The organism is Methylotenera mobilis 13 (assembly GCF_000384255.1).
Classification (GTDB): domain Bacteria; phylum Pseudomonadota; class Gammaproteobacteria; order Burkholderiales; family Methylophilaceae; genus Methylotenera; species Methylotenera mobilis_B.
In genome coordinates, this window is sequence record NZ_KB913035.1 from 1,280,813 (window position 1) to 1,300,069 (window position 19,257).

A 19,257-nucleotide genomic window follows, 5' to 3' on the forward strand; every position below is an offset into this window, starting at 1 on the left:
TGATGAATAATGTGAAATTTGATTGATGACAACAGAAGTAGCAGCTAAACGTTCTACCGTAGAAATTTATGCAGATGGTGCATGTAAAGGTAACCCTGGCCCTGGTGGGTGGGGTGCTTGGATTAGTTACGATGGGCATGAGAAAGAACTGTGTGGCGGTGAGTTGCTGACAACAAACAATCGCATGGAGCTTACTGCAGTGATCCGTGCTTTAGAGGCATTAAAGCGAGCTTGTCATGCAAAAGTGTTTACTGATTCTGTGTATGTGCAGAAAGGTATTTCTGAATGGATCATTGGCTGGAAAGCGCGTAACTGGCGCACAGCAGATAAAAAGCCAGTGAAGAACGATGATTTATGGCGCATTCTGGATGTGCTGGCACAGCAACATACGGTTGAGTGGGTGTGGGTCAAAGGACACGCTGGTAACGTAGGAAATGAGCGTGCTGATATGCTCGCTAACAAGGGGGTAGAGCAAATTTTGCAAAAGGGAGTTAGTGCGCCATGAGGCAGATTTTCTTAGATACTGAAACCACAGGTTTGTATCATGCTCAAGGGCATCGTGTGATTGAGATTGCAGCCGTCGAGGTTGTCAATAGACGTTTAACCAAGCATCATTTTCATTATTATTTAAATCCAGACCGTGAAATTGACCAAGGTGCACAAGAGGTGCACGGTATTTCACTTGAGTTCTTGCAAGATAAACCACGTTTTGCAGACATAGCGAATGAGCTGATTGCATTTATTGCGGATGCTGAGCTGATCATGCATAACGCGCCATTTGATGTTGGTTTCTTGAATTGTGAGTTAGGTCTAATAGGGCAGAAAAAGGTTGAATCGATTACTGCCAAAATTACCGATACCCTTAAAATTGCAAAAGAGATGCGGCCTGGTCAGCGTAACAATCTAGATGCGTTGTGTAAGCATTTTGGTATTGATAACTCTAGGCGAACTTTGCATGGCGCGTTACTCGATGCCGAGCTGTTGGCTGATGTATATATGGCGATGACGCGCGGCCAAGAGAGCTTGATGATTGGATTAGATCAGCCTAGCCAAAGCGTTGCTGAAATGAGTGCGATAAGTCATGCGCCACTCATAATCAAGCATGCGACTACTGATGAACTTGCTGATCATGAGGCATATTTGGCTGGTCTTGCAAAATCAGGTAACTGCGTTTGGAATAGTTGAGGTCTAGCTTAATTAAGTAGGGCTAAGAATGAGTAAATTTAAGAAAGTAATAAATGATGAATAACACAATTCTTGTGACTGGCGGAGCTGGTTTCATAGGCTCGAATTTTGTATTGGCGTGGGTAAAACAAGGTTTAGGTCATGTGGTTAATCTAGATAAATTGACCTATGCAGGTAATCTGGAAAACCTGGTTTCTTTGGAACATAACCCTCATCATCTATTTGTGCATGGTGATATTGGTGATCAGCATTTAGTCGCAAATTTGTTAGCCGAACATAAACCATGTGCGGTAGTGAATTTTGCGGCTGAGAGTCATGTAGATCGCTCAATACATGGACCGGAAGACTTTATTCAAACGAATATTGTAGGAACATTTCACTTGCTTGAAGCGGTTCGTGCTTATTGGGGTACCTTAAATACTGCTGATAAAGCAGGCTTTCGTTTCTTGCATGTGTCCACCGATGAGGTTTATGGTTCATTAGGTAAAGATGATGCTGCGTTTACAGAAACTACACCGTATGCGCCCAATAGCCCTTACTCAGCCTCAAAGGCATCATCTGATCATTTAGTGCGTTCGTATCATCATACTTATGGCCTGCCTACATTAACGACAAATTGCTCTAATAACTACGGGCCTTACCATTTTCCTGAGAAGTTAATTCCACTGGTTATTCATAATGCCTTAGCCGGCAAACCGTTACCAGTTTATGGCAACGGTTTGCAAGTGCGCGATTGGCTTTATGTTGAAGACCACTGTGCAGCCATTAGGCGTGTACTAGAGGCAGGTAAAGTTGGTGAGGTTTACAACGTTGGTGGCTGGAATGAAAAAACCAATATTGATATCGTAAGAACGCTATGCCGCATGCTTGATGCTAAAAAACCGCGTGCGGATGGACAGTCTTATGCAGATCTTATTACATACGTGACTGATCGTCCCGGACATGATCTGCGTTATGCGATTGATGCGACAAAAATTGCTACTGAACTTGGTTGGAAACCTGCGGAAACTTTTGAAACTGGCATAGAGAAAACTGTGAACTGGTATTTGGCACATCAAGACTGGGTGAACAACATTACTAGTGGTGATTATAGAAACTGGATTCAAACACACTATTCAGAACGTGGTGAGGAAATGGCATGAAAGGTATTATTTTAGCGGGCGGTTCTGGTACACGGTTGCATCCAGTCACACAGGTTGTCTCGAAACAGTTATTACCTGTTTATGATAAGCCGATGATTTATTATCCTTTAACGACGCTAATGCTAGCGGGCATTCGTGATATTTTGGTGATCTCTACCCCAGAAGACACGCCACGCTTTCAGCAGTTGCTTGGTGATGGTAGTCAATGGGGCATTTCAATCAAATTTGCGGTACAACCATCACCAGATGGTTTGGCACAAGCGTTTATCATTGGTAAATCGTTTATTGGCAATGATAGCTGCGCGCTAGTGCTTGGCGATAATATTTTCTACGGACATGAGTTAGCTGTTAAAACGCAGGCTGCTGCAGCCATCAAGAGTGGTGCTACTGTTTTTGCATACCCTGTCAGTGATCCTGAGCGCTATGGTGTGGTGGAATTTAATGCGCAAGGGCAAGCGGTTAGTTTAGAGGAAAAGCCAGCTGTACCTAAGTCTAGATATGCTGTTACCGGCTTGTACTTCTATGATAACGACGTGATTAGTATTGCTGAACAATTGAAACCATCACCAAGAGGTGAGTTGGAAATTACTGACGTGAATAGAGCGTACCTAGAACGTGGTGATTTACAGGTAGAGGTGATGGGGCGTGGCATTGCATGGCTTGATACCGGGACGCATGAGTCGCTGCTGGAAGCTTCATTGTTCATTGAAACCATAGAAAAACGTCAGGGTTTAAAAGTGGCAAGTCCTGAAGAGGTAGCTTATAGAATGCAATATATCGATGCTGCAGCGCTAGATCAGTTAGCTAATCGTTATATTAAGAACGCATATGGCCAATATTTAAAAATGCTACTGACTGAACAGGTGTATTAAATGCAAGCGATTCAAACTGCAATTCCAGATGTGTTGATATTGGAGCCTAAAGTATTTGGTGATGATAGAGGGTTTTTCTTCGAAAGTTTTAACCAACGTACGTTCGAGCAGTTAACTGGCGTTAAAACACAATTCGTGCAGGATAATCATTCAAAGTCTGCCGCTAATGTGCTGCGTGGCTTACATTACCAAATTCAGCAGCCACAGGGTAAGTTAGTGCGCGTTGTTGCAGGCGAAGTATTTGATGTTGCTGTGGACTTACGCAAACAATCTAAAACTTTTGGTCAATGGGTAGGTGCTGTTTTATCTGCTGAAAACAAACGTCAAATGTGGGTGCCTGAGGGTTTTGCACACGGATTTTTAGTGTTGAAAGATAATACTGAGTTCTTATATAAAACGACGGATTATTACGCACCTCAACATGAGCGCTGTATTAGGTGGGATGATCCATCACTTGCTATTAAATGGCCCATGTCTGCTTTGATAGGCCATTTTAGCCCTGCGTTGTCTGCTAAGGATCAGTTAGGCTTAAGTTTGGCTGATGCCGATGTGTTTGAATAAAAACTGTTATTTGCAAAGTATTGAATGTACAAGAAAATATTATTAACTGGTATCAGTGGTCAAGTTGGGCATGCGTTGCAGCAAGCGTTTTCTGAGCGTCATACCTTATTTGGCGAATTAGTCTGCCTTGATAGAAACCAGTTAGACTTGTCTGATCAGCAAGCAATACGCGATGTAGTGCAGGCTATTAAGCCTGATTTGATTATCAACCCAGCAGCCTATACCGCTGTAGATAAAGCCGAAACGGAGCCTGGGCTTGCTTATGCGATTAACGCAGTAGCACCTGGCGTGCTAGCTGAAGAAGGGGCCAAACTTGGTGCTAGGCTCATTCATTTTTCAACAGATTATGTCTATGCAGGCAATAAGGTTGGTCTCTACGTTGAGGATGATGCTACCGCACCTTTGAGTGTTTATGGGAAATCTAAACTGGCTGGAGAAGAAGCTATTCGTTCAGTCGGATTGCCACACCTTATTTTTAGAACCTCATGGGTGTATGGTGCCTACGGTAAGAACTTTCTCAATACGATTCTGCGCTTAGCTAAAGAGCGTGACCAACTGAGTATCGTGGGCGATCAGGCTGGTGCGCCAACCAGTAGCCATAGTATTGCTGATACGATTGTTCAGGTGCTGGGTCAATGGCATGGGGATGTGTCTGGTGTATATCACCTTGTGAATGCAGGTTTTACCACTTGGCATGGGTTTGCTACTGCAATCGTAGAAGAATACTCGCATTTGCGGTCAGTAAAGGGCTGGCAGCCGCTTAAAGTACAGGTAGAAAACATTCAGGCAATTACCACAGCAGAGTATCCAACCCCGGCTGTGCGCCCGGCTAATTCATGTTTAGATTGTCATCGATTGCATAGAGACTTCTCAGTCACTATTCCTAACTGGCGTGATGCGCTAATCGCTGAACTTAAAGCAATGCCAAGCAATTAAGTCAGACAGTTAAGCCTTAATTAGCCTAATGCGTCTGCCCAGCTGTTTGGTGTTTCGTATAAACGCACTTTTTCTAACTTCAGATGATTACCATATGTGTCCTGATAACGTGCTTTTAGAATTCTAAAAGCTTCTGCGGCCATATTTTCAGCAGTAGGGACAGTTGGAAATACAACTGTTTTATGATTTTTAAGTGTGTTTAAGAAGTTTAAAACTTCTGTATCGTGTTGGTATACTAAAAATGCATGATCCCAAACGTTAACAACAGCATCTTTTGCAATTGCCTTTACATCTGAAAAATCCATCACCATCCCGTTATCAGAAGTATTTTCTGCAGTGATAATATCGCCAGACAGTGTAATTTCGATAGCATATCGATGACCATGCAAGTTTTTACACTGACTCTTGTGATTGGGAATACGATGGCCTGCGTCAAATTCTAGGCGAGTAGTAATATGCATATTGGATTATCATTAAATAGAGATTTTAATAGTACGCTCAGCCATGCTAAACGTAATAAACAAACACTATTATACCCTCACTCTTTACTGTTGTTGGTTCAGAGATTGATTGCCTATTATTTGAGCTGAATATTGGTAAAGCTGACTAATTAAGAGGTACTTGTTGGCTTTCAAAGTTTGGAAGCCATACGTTGAAATCATCTAGTGACATTGATTTTGAGTAGTAATAGCCCTGGATTTTGTCACATTGCATTTCACTCAGTATATTAAGGCAATTCAAATTTTCAACCCCTTCTGCCACCACGGTTTTACCTAAACTGTGGGCCAATTGAATAATAGAGAGCACTATTTCTCTATCTTGGCTGGATTGTTCGATTTGTTTCACAAAGGATTGGTCGATTTTAACTAAGCTAATCGGCATGTTACGTAATCGCGTCATAGATGAATAGCCAGTCCCAAAGTCATCTAACGCAAATGAACAGCCAAGTTCAGAAATTCTATGAATGACCGACATTGCTTTCTTTTCGTCTAGTAGTAAATCACTTTCTGTTATTTCAATCACAAGAGACTTTGCTGGAATGTCCCATAATGCAATGGATTGTGAAATGAGTTCTGGGAGGTCAGCATCCAATAAGTCTGGAGAAGATAAGTTGACTGTTAGTGAAAAGCTCTTTTGATGTGTCGTGACAATTTCTGCGATACGCTGACATGCCGTATTAATTAGCCAGCGGATGAAAATTTTGCCAAATCCTTTTTTGTAGATCGTATCGATGAGACGCATCGGTGAAACACCAACCCATTCAGGGTGATGCCAGCGCAACAACAGTTCAGCACTGATACAGCTTGCAATTTTAAGATCATGATGAGGCAAACTTACAATTGGTTGTAAGTAAACTTCTAACTCGTTATTCTGTAAGGCTTCAATTATCGCTTCTTCAAGTGAGTGTGTGCTGGAAAACACACTAGTAATGTGCTGGTCATACATTTCAATTTGATAATGATTAATCATTGCATGATGCAATGCTAGTTTTGCACACTCATACAGTGAGTGTGTTTTTGAAGTGTGTTTGAACGTCGTCACTCCACCAAAGTATGGTTTAACGATGAGGCTATTATTGACTAATGGCAATGATGACTCAAATGCGTGAATGAGCTCTGATGCAATTAAACTCAACTGTGCAGGGAAGTGCAAATTCTCAATCAGAATTCCGAACTCGTTCGGCCCTATGTAAAACAGCCTAGTATCTTGGCTCAGATGTTGTTGAATTAAATCGACAGCCGCCAATGAGAGTTTTGATTGGTCAGCGTTTATCTTTCTCTCTTTTTCAGAATTAATATTCAGATTTAGTAAAAGTAAACCTAGGCTTATGTGCTCAGCTTCTGCTTTTTTAATGAGCGTTAGCATTACGTTGTGGTTTGGTAATCTTGTCGTTACATCAAAGCTCTTTGAGTAGTCGCGCTGATATTGATCAAACTGGTTGGTAGCAATCGCGAGTAGATGCACTAGTACAAGGTGAAATTTATCGTCACAGACTGGAGTAGTCGAATCTGTGTTGATTTCAGACTGCAGCTTAATACATTGGCTGAGCACCAATGCGTCTTGAAGTTGTGCGCCAGTTTTATAATCTTGCAGCCAACTATGTAGTAACTCATCAATATATTGGTTGAGTTGCGACCAATTTAATTGCTGAGGCCATTGTTGTAAAACATTTAGGAATCTATTTGGCGTATTGTTGGCATTAAAGTGATCTTTAGCAATCTGTTCTAGTGTGATTGCTTCGTAATGATAAGGGCCAGAAAGGTCAGTAGGGCCTAATCGGTAACCCTTCATGATGGTCAGTAAATAGTTGGGTGAAATGTCTAGTGTAAATTCTTGATCTATTATGCTGTAGATTTCTTCTTGGTTTTTCATATTGAATCGTTGGTAGTTTAGCTAAAGTAGTTGTTAATATTGAGACCATAGCTATCAGGCGGTAATCCCCTGACAATTTTGTAAGGCTCTCCGCTTGGCGTTAATGGTAGGTTGATTAAGTTTAGTGTTGGTGGATATTCGTTTTTTGTTTTATCTGGGTTGAGTAAAACCATGACCTTGGGTAGTAGGCGACGAACGCTGTTCTGTTGAATGACCACACCAACCTCGCCAGAGTTTAGCTCAACTAAAGAGCTGACAGGATACATGCCTAAGAATTGTACTAATTGATCAATCAAGTGGCCATCAAACTTGGTGTCTCGCAGTGCATGTATTTTTTCTAGCGCAAACTGGTTATAAACACTTTTTGCATAGGCTTTGTTGCTAGTAAGCGCACAGTAAGTGTCGATAAGTCCTGACATTTGCCCCGTTAGGCTAATTTGTTTACCTTTAAGCTGATACGGATAGCCACTGCCATCAATCCGCTCATGATGTTGTGACACTGTAATCATGGTCGTGCTAGAAATATTATTAGTCACTTCTAGCAGTGCTAAAGCATGGTCTACATGTTTTTTAAACACCTCATATTCTTCCGCAGTGATTTTTTCCTTTTTTTGTAGCAGGTCTTTAGGGATTTTAACTTTCCCTATGTCTTGTAATAAACCAGCTAAACCTAAATCTTTAATTTGTTTCTTTGGCATTGCCATAAAGTTTGCGAGTGCCATCAATGTAATCGAAACATTGAGCGCGTGATTATAAGAGTAATCATCAGTTTGCTTTAAACGAGCCAGCCATACTAATGCATCTGAATTACGCTCAATACTATCTACCATATCATTCAGCGCCTCATCTACTTTACTTAGATCTACCAGCTGGTTTTCTGCCATCGCATTGAAGAACGCTTGAGTAGCTAATTGTGTTTTTTCATAAACAGGGTAGATGGTGGCAATTTCTTCTTCTACGGGATATTTTTCTTCAATCGCCATCTGTTGCAAATAATCGGCTTTGTTTGCATCTGAGATTTCTCTACCTTGTGTTACTGATGACTCAGTTTGACGACTTTTCTTTTTCCATGACTGACGCCAGCCTTTTAAACCAAGTACAAAGTTTGATAAATCAGTCTTAATTTGTTTAGACAAAGATAAACCTGTTGGTGCGCTCTCTGTATTAATTGCTGCTTCTTGGCTTAAGTAGCTTAAGTTGAAATTTGCATTGTTCTGGTTAGATGTTTGTTGGGTAGTCTGATTGAAGTCTTGAATTTCTCTGATGATATTAAAGAAGGAGCGCTGTTCTTTATTGCCGTCTATCTTTTTATCCCCTGCATGTACTCCATGGCTGGTAGTGTTTAACACCATAGACTGATGGATCGGTGCCGACGCATTGTGTTTAATAGCGACTGATTTTTTAGGGGGAGCCAAATAGTGCTGACCAAGCGAAACGGTGCGGTCAATATAGACAAACTCACATAAAGCCGCAATCGTGGCAATTTGTGACTCGTCTTCAATTAACACGCCTTCCAGTAGAAACGGTGTGCCAAGCCATGGTCGATCAAGCTCACAGACAAACATACCCAACCCTAAAGAGGATACGGGAATTTGTTCTTTACGAATATCAATCAATTGGTTTGATCCTTGATGCTGTTGCACCTCATTGATGTTAGTCTCATTTTACATTCTCTAAACTCACGGTATAGAGATTTTGTTGTGTAATCCTGACTATTTATTACTTTATCTTTGGATAATTTTCCCACTCATTATTTCGTTAGAAATTTGCATGCTTTACGTCTGCAAAATTTACGTAAATACTTCATTTATGCCAACATGAGTGAAGTGATATGAGCACTAGCGGCTTTGGCTAGTGCTGGAAGGTGGTACCCACCTTCCAGTAAGGAAACGATTCTGCCTTGTGCATGTTGTTTCGCTACTTGCTTAATAAATTCTGTCATCCATATATAGTCCTGATCGATTAAGTTCATCCCAGCAAGCGGATCATCAACGTGTGCATCAAACCCTGCAGATACATAAATGATTTCAGGTTTAAATTGGTTAAGGGCGGGCAGAAATTCATGACTGAATGCTTGCTGATATTTTTTCCCATCTGCATTGGCTGCTAATGGTACGTTAATCATGGTCTTGGTTCGGCTATCAAATCCACGATGTGGATAAAACGGATGTTGAAACGTGGAGCAAAGCATCACCTGTGGGTTATATTTAAAGATATCTTCAGTTCCGTCTCCATGATGTACATCAAAATCAATAATTGCAACACGTTTAACTTTGTATTGCGTTAAGGCATGGGCAACGCCAACAGCAACATGATTGAAGATACAAAAGCCCGCACTGTTTGCGCGTCCAGCATGATGGCCTGGTGGCCTGGTACAGCAAAAAGCATTGGCGGCCTTTCCCTGCATCACCAGATCTGTCGCTAATATTGCGGCACCACTAGCATGCAGTGTCGCAGATAAGCTCATAGGCCCCATCGCCGTGTCTGGATCTAACCTTACTAATCCAGCTTTTGGCGATAGTGCGCGAATACGCGCGATGTAATCAGTGCTATGAACTTTCGCCAATTGAGCATCTGTCGCCACTGGTGATTCGTAGATGGCTAAATGATTATAAACATCTTGTTTAATGAGATAGTTTTTAATTGCTGTGATGCGTGCAGGCGATTCCGGATGATTACCATCCATAATGTGTAATAAAGTGTCAGGGTGAGTAATGAATGCCGTTGTCATACCATACCTGTGATGAATTAATGTGCTGAGTGAGTAATCTCAGTACGTAACATTTTATAAATTGCCAATCTTTCTGCCGATATTGTATTCTGGGCTAGTGCCTCTGTGATTGCACAGTCAGGCTCTTGTAGGTGCTTACAGTTATTAAATCTGCATTTTCCAAGTAATGGTCTGAATTCGATAAATGCGTGCTCAAGTTCATCTGTGCTCAAATGATGCAATCCAAACTCTTGTAAACCTGGAGAGTCAATTAGCCGGCTATTCTCATCAAGATGGTAAAGGTGAGCAGCAGTCGTTGTATGCTTGCCGCTGTCTAGCACTTGGCTTACCTCTTGAGTCCGTACTGCTTCATTAGGTAACAATGCGTTAATCATGGTTGATTTCCCCATGCCAGATTGACCCACCAAAATACTGACTTCATTCTGCAAATACGGTCTAAGACTTGATATATCTTCTTTTGCTGATAAGGGTAGTACTTGATAGCCTAATTTAGTATATAGCGCCAGTTTTTGTAACGCATCGTGGTTATCGGCTAAATCGCACTTGTTGAGAACGATCAGCGCTTTAATCCCTGCTGCTTCTGCTGCAATTAAACAGCGATTGAGCAATGCCTCGTAGAAACTAGGCTGTGTCGCCAATACAATAATAATCTGTGTGACGTTTGCTGCAAGCATTTTGCTTTTAAATGCATTGCTCCGAAACAGTAAAGTTTTGCGTGGCAGAGTGGATTCGACAACCCCCTCATGCTTATCAGTAAGTTTGAGGGTGACCAAATCACCACAAGCGAGATCAGTCTTTTTACCACGGGTAACACAGCTGATTCGTTGCTTGGTGTCAATGAGTTCTACTTGATAGCGTTTGCCATAAGCGGCAACGACGGTGCCTTGCAAGCTTGTTTCATCTTGCGCATTTTTAGAGATACTCACGTGCTCACTATTCTGTAAATTTATAGTATTGTTGATTAAGATATTTTGCAACGTTAAGCTCTTCATCTTCAAACCACTTCAAGCCCAACATCGTATTGCAATTACGAACTTGTGTAGCTAAAGCCTTGGAATTCTTTACTTTACGTAGCTCACGTGTATATATGCCAGAGCCATCACCACCATAACTAGATGCGTGGCAGCGGATGCAATGCTGATTAACCAGTATTTTTCCAGCTGAAGCGTCTGCATCTTGAAAAGGTTCAGCAGAAGCACTACTAGTGATGAGCAGCAATACTATATATCGCAATAACTTCATCTGGATTACCTTTTCAATAATGATGCTAACTAGTATACGCCGCTAATTTCGAAATTCTAATACTTGCTGGTGGGTGAGAGTCATAAAAAGCAGAATGCAATGGGTCAGGCGTTAATGTAGACGCGTTGTCTCGATATAACTTCACTAAGGCTTCAATTAAATATTGAGCATTAGCATGCTTAGCAGCGTAGCTGTCAGCTTCAAATTCATTTTTGCGTGAGTAGCTTGCCATGATTGGTCTTAATATGAACAAGAATACAGGTGAAACCAATAAAAATAAAACCAATGCCATATAGTTGCTCATTTGGCTTACACCTAGGCCTGAATAAAACCAAGGCTGATTCATCAACCAACCAAGCAATGCTAAACCTAGGAAGCTCACAAAAAACATCATTGCAATACGTTTAATCACATGGTGATGTTTGAAGTGTCCCAGTTCATGAGCGAGTACAGCTTCAATTTCATCTGGGTTAAGTCTATCAAGCAGAGTATCAAAGAACACGACACGCTTTGACGCACCAAAGCCAGTAAAGTATGCGTTACCGTGGCTACTGCGTGCTGAGCCATCCATTACAAACAAACCTTGCGATTTAAAGCCACATTTAGTTAGTAATATTTCAATTCTTTGTTTCAAGTTTTGATCTTCAAGTGGTGTGAACTTGTTGAAGAACGGTGCGATAAAAGTTGGGTAAATTGCAAGCATCAAAAGATTAAATACACTCCAGATTACCCAAAGGTACAACCACCAGTACTGACCAGCACCTTGCATTAACCAAAGCGCTGCAAAAAGAATTGGTGCACCTAAAATGATGCCGACTACACTTTGTTTAATGAGGTCACTAAAAAACATTGCGGGTGTCATTTTGTTGAAGCCAAACTTCTCATCTACAACAAAGGTCTTGTAATATTCAAATGGTAAGTCGATTACACTACTTACAAGCATAGCGCTCACAATGACGAGTGCGCCGCGTGCAATTTCATGGTCAATGATGAGGTTACGCCATACTTCATCAATCCACTGTAAGCCACCACCGATTGTTAACACAGCCAACAATATAGCCTGCATAGAAGCTTCTATGAGCGCTAGTTTTGTTTTGTCGGTGGTGTAATCTGCCGCTTTTTGGTGTGCTTCAAGCGCGATGTTCTCGCTGAATGCGTTAGGCACTTGATTGCGATGCGACTGCACGTGTGCAATATGTCTATTTCCAAGCCATATGCGCACTAATGTGGTTGCAACCAGCAATGTAATGAAAGTGATTGTGAGTGTTTGAGCCATTTTATCGTTCGTTTAAAATTGAATTAAGTTAATATATCTATTGTGAAGCATTTTAGATATGATGGTTCACCAAGTTTACTTAATAATACTCATTTTAATGGAAATCATGATGACAGCTTCAGACAATACGACAAATCAGAATAATTTAATTTGGCTTGATATGGAAATGAGCGGTTTGCTCCCAGATTCTGACCGTATTTTGGAGCTGGCGGCAGTGGTAACCGATGCGGATTTGAATGTAATCGCTGAGTCCCCAGTATTCGTTGTACATCAGACTGATGCAGTATTAGATGGTATGGATGCATGGAACAAAGGCGCACATGGTCGTTCCGGCTTGATAGATAAAGTAAAAGCCTCTACATTATCTGAAGCAGAAGCTTCAGCGCAGATGATTGAGTTTCTGAAAGCACATGTTCCTGCTAATAAGTCACCGATGTGCGGTAACTCTATCTGTCAGGATCGGCGTTTCATGGCGAGATACATGCCAGAGTTAGAGAGCTTCTTTCATTATCGTAATTTAGATGTGAGTGTTTTTAAAGAGCTTGCACGCAGATGGAAGCCGGAGATTTATTCCGGTTTTAAAAAAGCTAGTCGCCATGAAGCGTTGGCGGACATTTATGAGTCAATCGATGAGCTTAAGTATTACCGCGAACATTTTATTGTGAAGTAATTACCGCAAGGCAATATAAAAAAGAGGGCGCCTATCAAGGCGCCCAAAGGGGAGAAAATCGGCTTAGGAGATATATGTAAGCTTGATTTTATATAAGCATCAAGCATGCCAACTTTCATCCCCTGCTTTTTGATGTGGTTTTAAATGAGTGATTGATACAAAGCCAGATATTCCTGTGCGCTTTTATCCCAACTCAGATTTTGTGACATTCCATTTTTTTGTAACTGCTTCCAAGTTTTAGGTGAGTTCATGAACATATCCAATGCTCGGTGAACGCTAGCAATTAAACCATCTGCACTTGCCTCAACCATGACAAATCCATTAGCAGTGTTATTTGCCAAGTGCGCCGTATTAGCATCGATAATCGAGTCTGCAAGGCCGCCTGTAGCATTAACGATAGGTGGTGTGCCGTAAGCTAATCCATATAGCTGATTCAAGCCGCAGGGCTCAAAACGTGAAGGCATAATAAACATATCGCAACCAGCCATAATCTGGTGAGATAAAGGTTCGTTATAACCTATTGTAGCGCTGACGCGATTTGGATTGTTCGCTGCAACTTTTAAGAAGGCTGATTCCAACTCAGTTTCACCACCACCTAGCAATGCAAACTGGCAACCTTGATCAATTAAACTCTGCAGGTGTGGGAGTAGCATGTCTAAGCCTTTTTGATGTGTAAGGCGACTAACTACGCCCAATAATGGTGCGCCTGCATCAGTATCGAGCCCAAGTTTTTGCTGCAACGCTTTTTTAACCTGTTTTTTACCAGCTAGTTTTGTTGCACTATAGTTCTTGATTAAATATGGGTCTGTTTCTGGATTCCACTCATCAGTCTCTATGCCATTTAGTATCCCTTTAATTTCATCTCCTCTTTTACTGAGTAGTCCCTCTAATCCAAAACCAAAGGCGGTTGTCTGTATTTCTTGTGCGTAGCGTGGGCTAACGGTTGAAATCCCATCAGCATAGAATATTCCAGCTTTCAAAAATGATAATTGGTTGTGATATTCAAATCCCTCGATACTGAACCCTGCGCTAGGTAAACCTAAGCTCGTCACCCAATGAGGAGGGTAGCAGCCTTGAAATGCCATGTTATGCAAACTAATAATAGATTTAGCCTGAGCATGTTCTGTGAGCTTCATGTATGCGGGAGTGAGTCCTGTTTGCCAGTCGTTGCAATGAACAATATCAGGTTTCCAGTCGGCCATTGGAGATTGGTTGCTTGCTAAAATAGCCGCAACTTTTGACAATACGCCAAAACGGATTGGATTGTCCTGCCATTCCAGTCCTTGTGTATCTGCATAAGGGCCACCATCTCGCTCATAAATATTAGGGGCCTTAATCACCATTACTTTGACTTGCGTTTCTGCAATCGTGCCACTTTGTAATTCTGCCTGACCAATATGAGGCAGGTGGTCTATGTGTGCCACTGTTTTTAGGTCTTGCAATGAGTTCAATACAGCTGGGTAGCCGGGAATCAGTATGCGAATATCAACCCCCAAGCCTTGTAGGGCGTTGGGTAAAGAGCCGCTAACATCCGCTAATCCACCTGTTTTTATCAGTGGAAAAACCTCGGAGCTCACAAATAACACTTTCATTGCCATGATTTTCTCGCTAAAGTTCTTATGTTTATTCTAGTATTGGCTATATTTATTAGAAGATTTTACTATACGACCATACTAATCTGGGTTTAAGAATATGAATTCCGCAATAAATTTTACAAATACAGTTGCTGTAGGTTTAGGCGCCGCGTTAGGCGCATGGAGTCGATGGGGCCTAGGGATTGCGTTTAATGCAATATTGCCAAATTTGCCACTTGGAACACTGATCGCTAACTTAAGCGGTGGCTTGTTAATGGGCGTTGCGATGGGTTTAATTGGCCTAGGTAGTTTAGATCACCCAAGCTTGCGGTTATTTGTTACGACAGGTTTTCTTGGAGGGCTCACAACATTCTCTGCTTTTACTGGGGAAAGCTTATCATTGTTGCATAGACACGAGTACCACCTGGCCACTTTCCATGCGTTTACTCATATGTTCGGCGCATTGTTGATGGCGGCATTAGGCGTTGCTGCTGTGCAGTATGTTAAACATTAATCGTATGATATTGAATTTTCTGTTGAAAGCTTAGTCACAGCATCATCTACTTTATTGATATCCTAAGTGAGTAAAATGCGTTTATTAACAAGAGCTTCAAAAGTAAGCTTATCAGCGTTACTTTCAATGATTATTTTATCGGTGGCTAATATGGCAAATGCGGCTTGTCCTGATTTATACAATCATCAATTTTCAACCTTACAAGGTGAGAAAGTTAACCTTTGCGATTATCAAAACAAACCAATTTTAGTTGTTAACACGGCAAGCAGGTGTGGTTTTACGCCACAGTTTGAAGCGCTGGAGGGGTTGTATAGTCAGTACAAGGATCGTGGTCTCTTAGTGATTGGTTTTCCTTCGAATGACTTCAAGCAAGAGCTAAGTGATGATAAGCAGATTGGTGACTTTTGTAAGTTAACTTATTCAGTTAAATTTCCGATGATTACAAAATCCTCTGTCACTGGAAAAACGGCAAACCCGTTTTATAGGCAATTAATTGCAAAAACTGGTCAGTCGCCAAGTTGGAATTTCTTTAAATACGTTATTTTGCCAGGGGGCAATGATGTTTATGCCTTTAGTAGTGATGTGAAACCTAATGCAGCAGAAATTATGAGTAAAATTAAGCCTAGTTTGAAATAGTGATGGCTTAAGCGTCAATACAATAAAAAAAGGTGCGATAAGCACCTTTTTTTATTGTATTCAAGAGGATGGCTAGCTATTTGCTAATCGCAGGGTGTCTCATTTTTTCCAGAATAATTGCAGAAAGTTCTTCAACAGAACGACTCGTGGAGTCAGCCCAAGTGATTCCTGCTGTACGCATTAAGTTTTCAGCAGTTGCAATCTCTTGACGACAGTTTTCTAATGAAGCATAAAAGCTTCCAGCCCTGCGTTCATTCCGTACTGCATGAAGCCGTTCTGCTTTGATAGTTAAACCAAAAATCTTACCTAAGTGTTTATGTAATACTGCAGGTAAAGTGCCGCGCTCGAAGTCTTCAGGGATCAGCGGATAGTTGGCTGCCTTAACCCCAAACTGCATGGCAAGGTAAACGCTAGTCGGTGTTTTTCCGCAACGTGATACACCAACGAGTATCACTTCGGCTTCTTCCAAACCATTATTGGTCATGCCATCGTCATGATTAAGCGTAAAGTTAATTGCTTCCATGCGCTCATTGTAGCTACTGCCCATAACGCTATGGGCAATACCAGCACCGGTAAGTGGTTTTTGATCCAACTCTAAGCCGAGAGGGTCAATAAATGTATTAAACAAGTCAATAAAGTAGGCATTACATTGCTTTAATGAGTTACGTAAAGCAATGTCGCCTAAGGTCATAATCACCACTGGACGACCGCCATCTTCTTCTGTCGCTAGTGCAATCGCCTCTTGCGCAAGCCTTATCTTCTCAAGCGTGTTGGTAAACGGGAGTCGCACTTGCTTAAAGTGAGTGCTAGGAAAGTGTTCTAGCAGCTTACCTAGAGCGCCTGCCGTAATACCTGTGCCGTCCGAAATGAAGAACGCGGTACGATTGATCATGACAGTTTATCCATATTGACTAGCTTTTGTTTTTGGTCAGAAGCTGCCAAGTTGCCACGACTGTATCAGGGTTAAGTGAAATAGACTTAATGCCTTCATCTACTAACCATTCCGCAAAGTCAGGATGATCTGAAGGCCCTTGACCACAAATGCCCACATATTTACCTAAGCGGTTGCAAGTACTAATGGCCATTTTCAATAATACTTTTACCGCATCGTTACGCTCATCAAAGCCATCTGCAAGGATGCCTGAGTCACGATCCATCCCTAACGTTAGCTGTGTTAGGTCATTAGAACCAATTGAGAAGCCGTCGAAGTAAGCTAGGAACTGCTCTGCAAGTAGCGCGTTAGACGGAATCTCACACATCATAATCAGGCGTAAACCATTTTCACCACGTTTAAGACCATTTGCAGCCATGATTTCAGTCACTGCTTTTGCTTCAGCAATGGTACGAACGAAAGGAATCATTAACTCAACATTGGTTAAACCCATTTCATCACGTACTTTTTTCATGGCAACACATTCCATTGCAAAGCACTCTTTAAAGTCTTCTGCCATGTAACGTGCTGCGCCACGGAAACCGATCATTGGATTTTCTTCATCTGGCTCGTAGATCTCGCCACCTACTAATTTTTTGTATTCGTTAGATTTAAAATCTGAAGTACGCACAATAACTGGTTTTGGATAGAACGCAGCTGCAATAGTAGCTACGCCTTCCGCTACTTTGTCGATATAGAATTGTTTAGGTGAAGCATAGCCGCGTGAGCGATTTTTAATCGTGGTTTGAATCGCGCTTGGCATTGCATCCATGTTCAAAATCGCTTTTGGATGGATACCTACCATGTTGTTAATCACAAATTCTAAACGAGCTAAGCCTACGCCATCATTTGGTGTTTTAGCAAAGCTGAATGCCATATCTGGGTTGCCAACGTTCATCATAATCTTACATGGCGCTGGTTTAAGAGCAGCAGCAGCTTGCGTGCTTACGTCATATTCGATCTCGCCGTGGTACACAAATCCTGATTCACCTTCAGCACATGATACAGTAACGATTTCACCTTCACGTAATACATCCGTAGCGTTAACAGCACCAACAATTGCAGGTATACCTAATTCACGCGCGATAATCGCCGCATGACAGGTACGACCACCACGATTAGTGACTAAAGCACTTGCGCGTTTCATCACTGGTTCCCAGTTAGGATCTGTCATGTCAGCAACTAATACGTCACCTGGTTGCACTAAGTGCATATCTGCTGGGTCAAGCACGATACGTACAGGGCCCACGCCTACTTTTTGCGTAACAGCACGACCTACCACTAGTGGTTTCTCGCTATGTTTGTTAAGTTTGAATGTCTCTGTCACGTTGTTCACTGCTTCTTGTGACTTTACGGTTTCAGGACGTGCTTGCAAGATATAGAGCTTATTGTCTACACCATTTTTACCCCATTCGATATCCATTGGACAACCGTAATGTTGTTCAATGGTCATTGCATAACGTGCTAGCTCTAACACGTCTTCATTTGATAATGAGTAACGGTCGCTATCAGCTGGATCCACGTCGATGGTATGTGTACTTTTGCCAGCACGAGTTGCATCACTGAATACCATTTTAATCAATTTAGAACCCATGGTGCGGCGTACAATTGATGGTTTACCTTGCGCCAACGTTGGTTTGTGTACGTAGAACTCATCAGGGTTTACTGCACCTTGTACGACAGTTTCGCCTAGGCCGTAAGATGATGTGATAAACACAACATCTTTAAAGCCAGACTCTGTGTCAATCGTAAACATGACGCCTGCACAGCCAATATCGCTACGCACCATCTGTTGAACACCAGCTGAAAGTGCAACGTCAGCATGTACAAAGCCTTTGTGTACACGGTATGAAATCGCACGGTCGTTATATAAAGAAGCAAATACTTCTTTAATAGCGTGCAAGATGTTATCTAAGCCTTGAATATTTAAGAACGACTCTTGCTGGCCCGCAAAAGATGCATCTGGTAAATCTTCTGCTGTTGCTGATGAACGAACAGCAAACGTAGCGCCGTTGCCTGATTTGGCAGTCAAGATTTCATAGTTTTCAGCAATTGCTTTTTCTAAAGCTGCTGGAAATGGTGCTGCCATAATCCACTCACGTACTTGCTTGCCGCAAATTGCTAACGCTTGTGTGTCATCGACGTTTAATTTATCAAGTTCAGCATTGATTTTGGCATCCAAGCCATTTTGCGCTAAAAACTCACGATATGCATCTGCTGTAGTCGCAAAGCCAGTAGGGACTCTTACACCTTTTGCAGTTAGCTGAGAAATCATTTCGCCTAATGATGCATTCTTACCGCCGACTGAAGGTACGTCTACGTTGCGTAAATTTTCAAATGGAATAACGTGGGCTGACATGATAGTTCCTTAGATGTTTCTAACAAATGATTAATTTTCTAACTTTAAACTCGCGCTTCATTTAAGACTTAAATTCATTCCGTTGAAGAGCCTTTTGAACCGAAGGGAGATGAAATGCGTTAGATTATTTTAGTAATCCCTTATTTTGCCTAATTATGTTGGGGTTGTCACCTGAAAAACTACACATTGAATAAATTCTTTGATTTTTAAATATGCTTTAACCCTAAATATTTGGGGCATCATGTTGAGAATTAT

At 41.6% G+C, this 19,257-nt stretch carries 19 protein-coding genes; 9 read left to right on the forward strand and 10 right to left on the reverse strand.

Annotation, left to right across the window (positions count from 1 at the left end):
- Positions 1-25: 25 nt before the first annotated feature.
- Genes rnhA through rfbD form a run of 6 tightly spaced genes read left to right on the forward strand, consistent with a single transcriptional unit; the run spans position 26 to position 4,696 of the window.
- Positions 26-505: a ribonuclease HI gene (gene rnhA, locus A391_RS0106120; protein WP_019898123.1), complete on the forward strand. Its 480-nt coding sequence runs from the start codon at positions 26-28 to the stop codon at positions 503-505.
- Positions 502-1,185, forward strand: coding sequence for a DNA polymerase III subunit epsilon (gene dnaQ / locus A391_RS0106125; protein ID WP_019898125.1), 684 nt, complete (start codon positions 502-504; stop codon positions 1,183-1,185). The genes rnhA and dnaQ overlap by 4 nt, the downstream gene beginning before the upstream one ends.
- Positions 1,186-1,241: 56 nt before the next feature.
- A complete protein-coding gene (gene rfbB / locus A391_RS0106130) occupies positions 1,242-2,327 on the forward strand; it encodes a dTDP-glucose 4,6-dehydratase (RefSeq protein ID WP_029144030.1) in 1,086 nt (361 codons plus the stop codon).
- Entirely contained in the window at positions 2,324-3,199 is an 876-nt protein-coding gene (gene rfbA, locus A391_RS0106135) for a glucose-1-phosphate thymidylyltransferase RfbA (protein ID WP_019898128.1), read from the forward strand. The genes rfbB and rfbA overlap by 4 nt, the downstream gene beginning before the upstream one ends.
- Positions 3,200-3,760, forward strand: a complete 561-nt coding sequence (gene rfbC / locus A391_RS0106140) for a dTDP-4-dehydrorhamnose 3,5-epimerase (protein WP_019898129.1) — start codon at positions 3,200-3,202, stop codon at positions 3,758-3,760.
- 24 nt (positions 3,761-3,784) lie between these two features.
- Positions 3,785-4,696, forward strand: coding sequence for a dTDP-4-dehydrorhamnose reductase (gene rfbD, locus A391_RS0106145; protein ID WP_019898130.1), 912 nt, complete (start codon positions 3,785-3,787; stop codon positions 4,694-4,696).
- A 20-nt stretch (positions 4,697-4,716) separates the two neighbouring features.
- Here the strand turns inward: rfbD and queD are convergent, their stop codons facing one another.
- The 7 genes from queD to A391_RS0106185 form a co-directional block, all read right to left on the reverse strand.
- Positions 4,717-5,157 carry a 6-carboxytetrahydropterin synthase QueD gene (gene queD / locus A391_RS0106150; protein WP_019898131.1) on the reverse strand — a complete coding sequence of 147 codons (441 nt, stop codon included), beginning with the start codon at positions 5,155-5,157 and terminating at the stop codon, positions 4,717-4,719.
- A gap of 145 nt (positions 5,158-5,302) precedes the next feature.
- Positions 5,303-7,069, reverse strand: coding sequence for a GGDEF domain-containing phosphodiesterase (locus A391_RS0106160; RefSeq protein WP_019898134.1), 1,767 nt, complete (start codon positions 7,067-7,069; stop codon positions 5,303-5,305).
- Positions 7,070-7,086: 17 nt separating this feature from the next.
- Positions 7,087-8,685: an HD-GYP domain-containing protein gene (locus tag A391_RS0106165; protein WP_029144031.1), complete on the reverse strand. Its 1,599-nt coding sequence runs from the start codon at positions 8,683-8,685 to the stop codon at positions 7,087-7,089.
- Between the two features lie 191 nt (positions 8,686-8,876).
- Entirely contained in the window at positions 8,877-9,800 is a 924-nt protein-coding gene (locus A391_RS0106170) for a histone deacetylase family protein (protein ID WP_019898136.1), read from the reverse strand.
- A 17-nt stretch (positions 9,801-9,817) separates the two neighbouring features.
- Complete coding sequence (gene rsgA / locus A391_RS0106175) at positions 9,818-10,792, reverse strand: ribosome small subunit-dependent GTPase A (protein ID WP_019898137.1); 975 nt, start codon at positions 10,790-10,792, stop codon at positions 9,818-9,820.
- A complete protein-coding gene (locus A391_RS0106180; protein WP_019898138.1) occupies positions 10,734-11,042 on the reverse strand; it encodes a cytochrome c in 309 nt (102 codons plus the stop codon). Before A391_RS0106180 ends, rsgA begins: the two co-directional genes overlap by 59 nt.
- A 25-nt stretch (positions 11,043-11,067) precedes the next feature.
- Positions 11,068-12,318: a M48 family metallopeptidase gene (locus A391_RS0106185; RefSeq protein ID WP_019898139.1), complete on the reverse strand. Its 1,251-nt coding sequence runs from the start codon at positions 12,316-12,318 to the stop codon at positions 11,068-11,070.
- Between the two features lie 109 nt (positions 12,319-12,427).
- Between A391_RS0106185 and orn the strand changes: the two genes are divergently transcribed.
- Entirely contained in the window at positions 12,428-12,988 is a 561-nt protein-coding gene (orn, locus tag A391_RS0106190) for an oligoribonuclease (protein WP_019898140.1), read from the forward strand.
- Positions 12,989-13,128: 140 nt separating this feature from the next.
- On the opposite strand, the gene glgA is transcribed toward orn, so the two are convergent.
- Positions 13,129-14,586 (reverse strand): glycogen synthase GlgA, encoded by a 1,458-nt coding sequence (gene glgA / locus A391_RS0106195; RefSeq protein ID WP_019898142.1) that lies wholly within the window; start codon positions 14,584-14,586, stop codon positions 13,129-13,131.
- 94 nt (positions 14,587-14,680) lie between these two features.
- Between glgA and A391_RS0106200 the strand changes: the two genes are divergently transcribed.
- Together A391_RS0106200 and A391_RS0106205 are read left to right on the forward strand one after the other, a co-directional pair.
- Complete coding sequence (locus A391_RS0106200; protein WP_019898143.1) at positions 14,681-15,076, forward strand: fluoride efflux transporter CrcB; 396 nt, start codon at positions 14,681-14,683, stop codon at positions 15,074-15,076.
- Between the two features lie 126 nt (positions 15,077-15,202).
- Positions 15,203-15,712: a glutathione peroxidase gene (locus tag A391_RS0106205; protein ID WP_036317084.1), complete on the forward strand. Its 510-nt coding sequence runs from the start codon at positions 15,203-15,205 to the stop codon at positions 15,710-15,712.
- Positions 15,713-15,788: 76 nt separating this feature from the next.
- On the opposite strand, the gene A391_RS0106210 is transcribed toward A391_RS0106205, so the two are convergent.
- A complete protein-coding gene (locus tag A391_RS0106210; protein WP_019898147.1) occupies positions 15,789-16,604 on the reverse strand; it encodes a pyruvate, water dikinase regulatory protein in 816 nt (271 codons plus the stop codon).
- A 19-nt stretch (positions 16,605-16,623) separates the two neighbouring features.
- Entirely contained in the window at positions 16,624-19,002 is a 2,379-nt protein-coding gene (gene ppsA, locus A391_RS0106215; RefSeq protein WP_019898148.1) for a phosphoenolpyruvate synthase, read from the reverse strand.
- Positions 19,003-19,257: the final 255 nt, after the last annotated feature.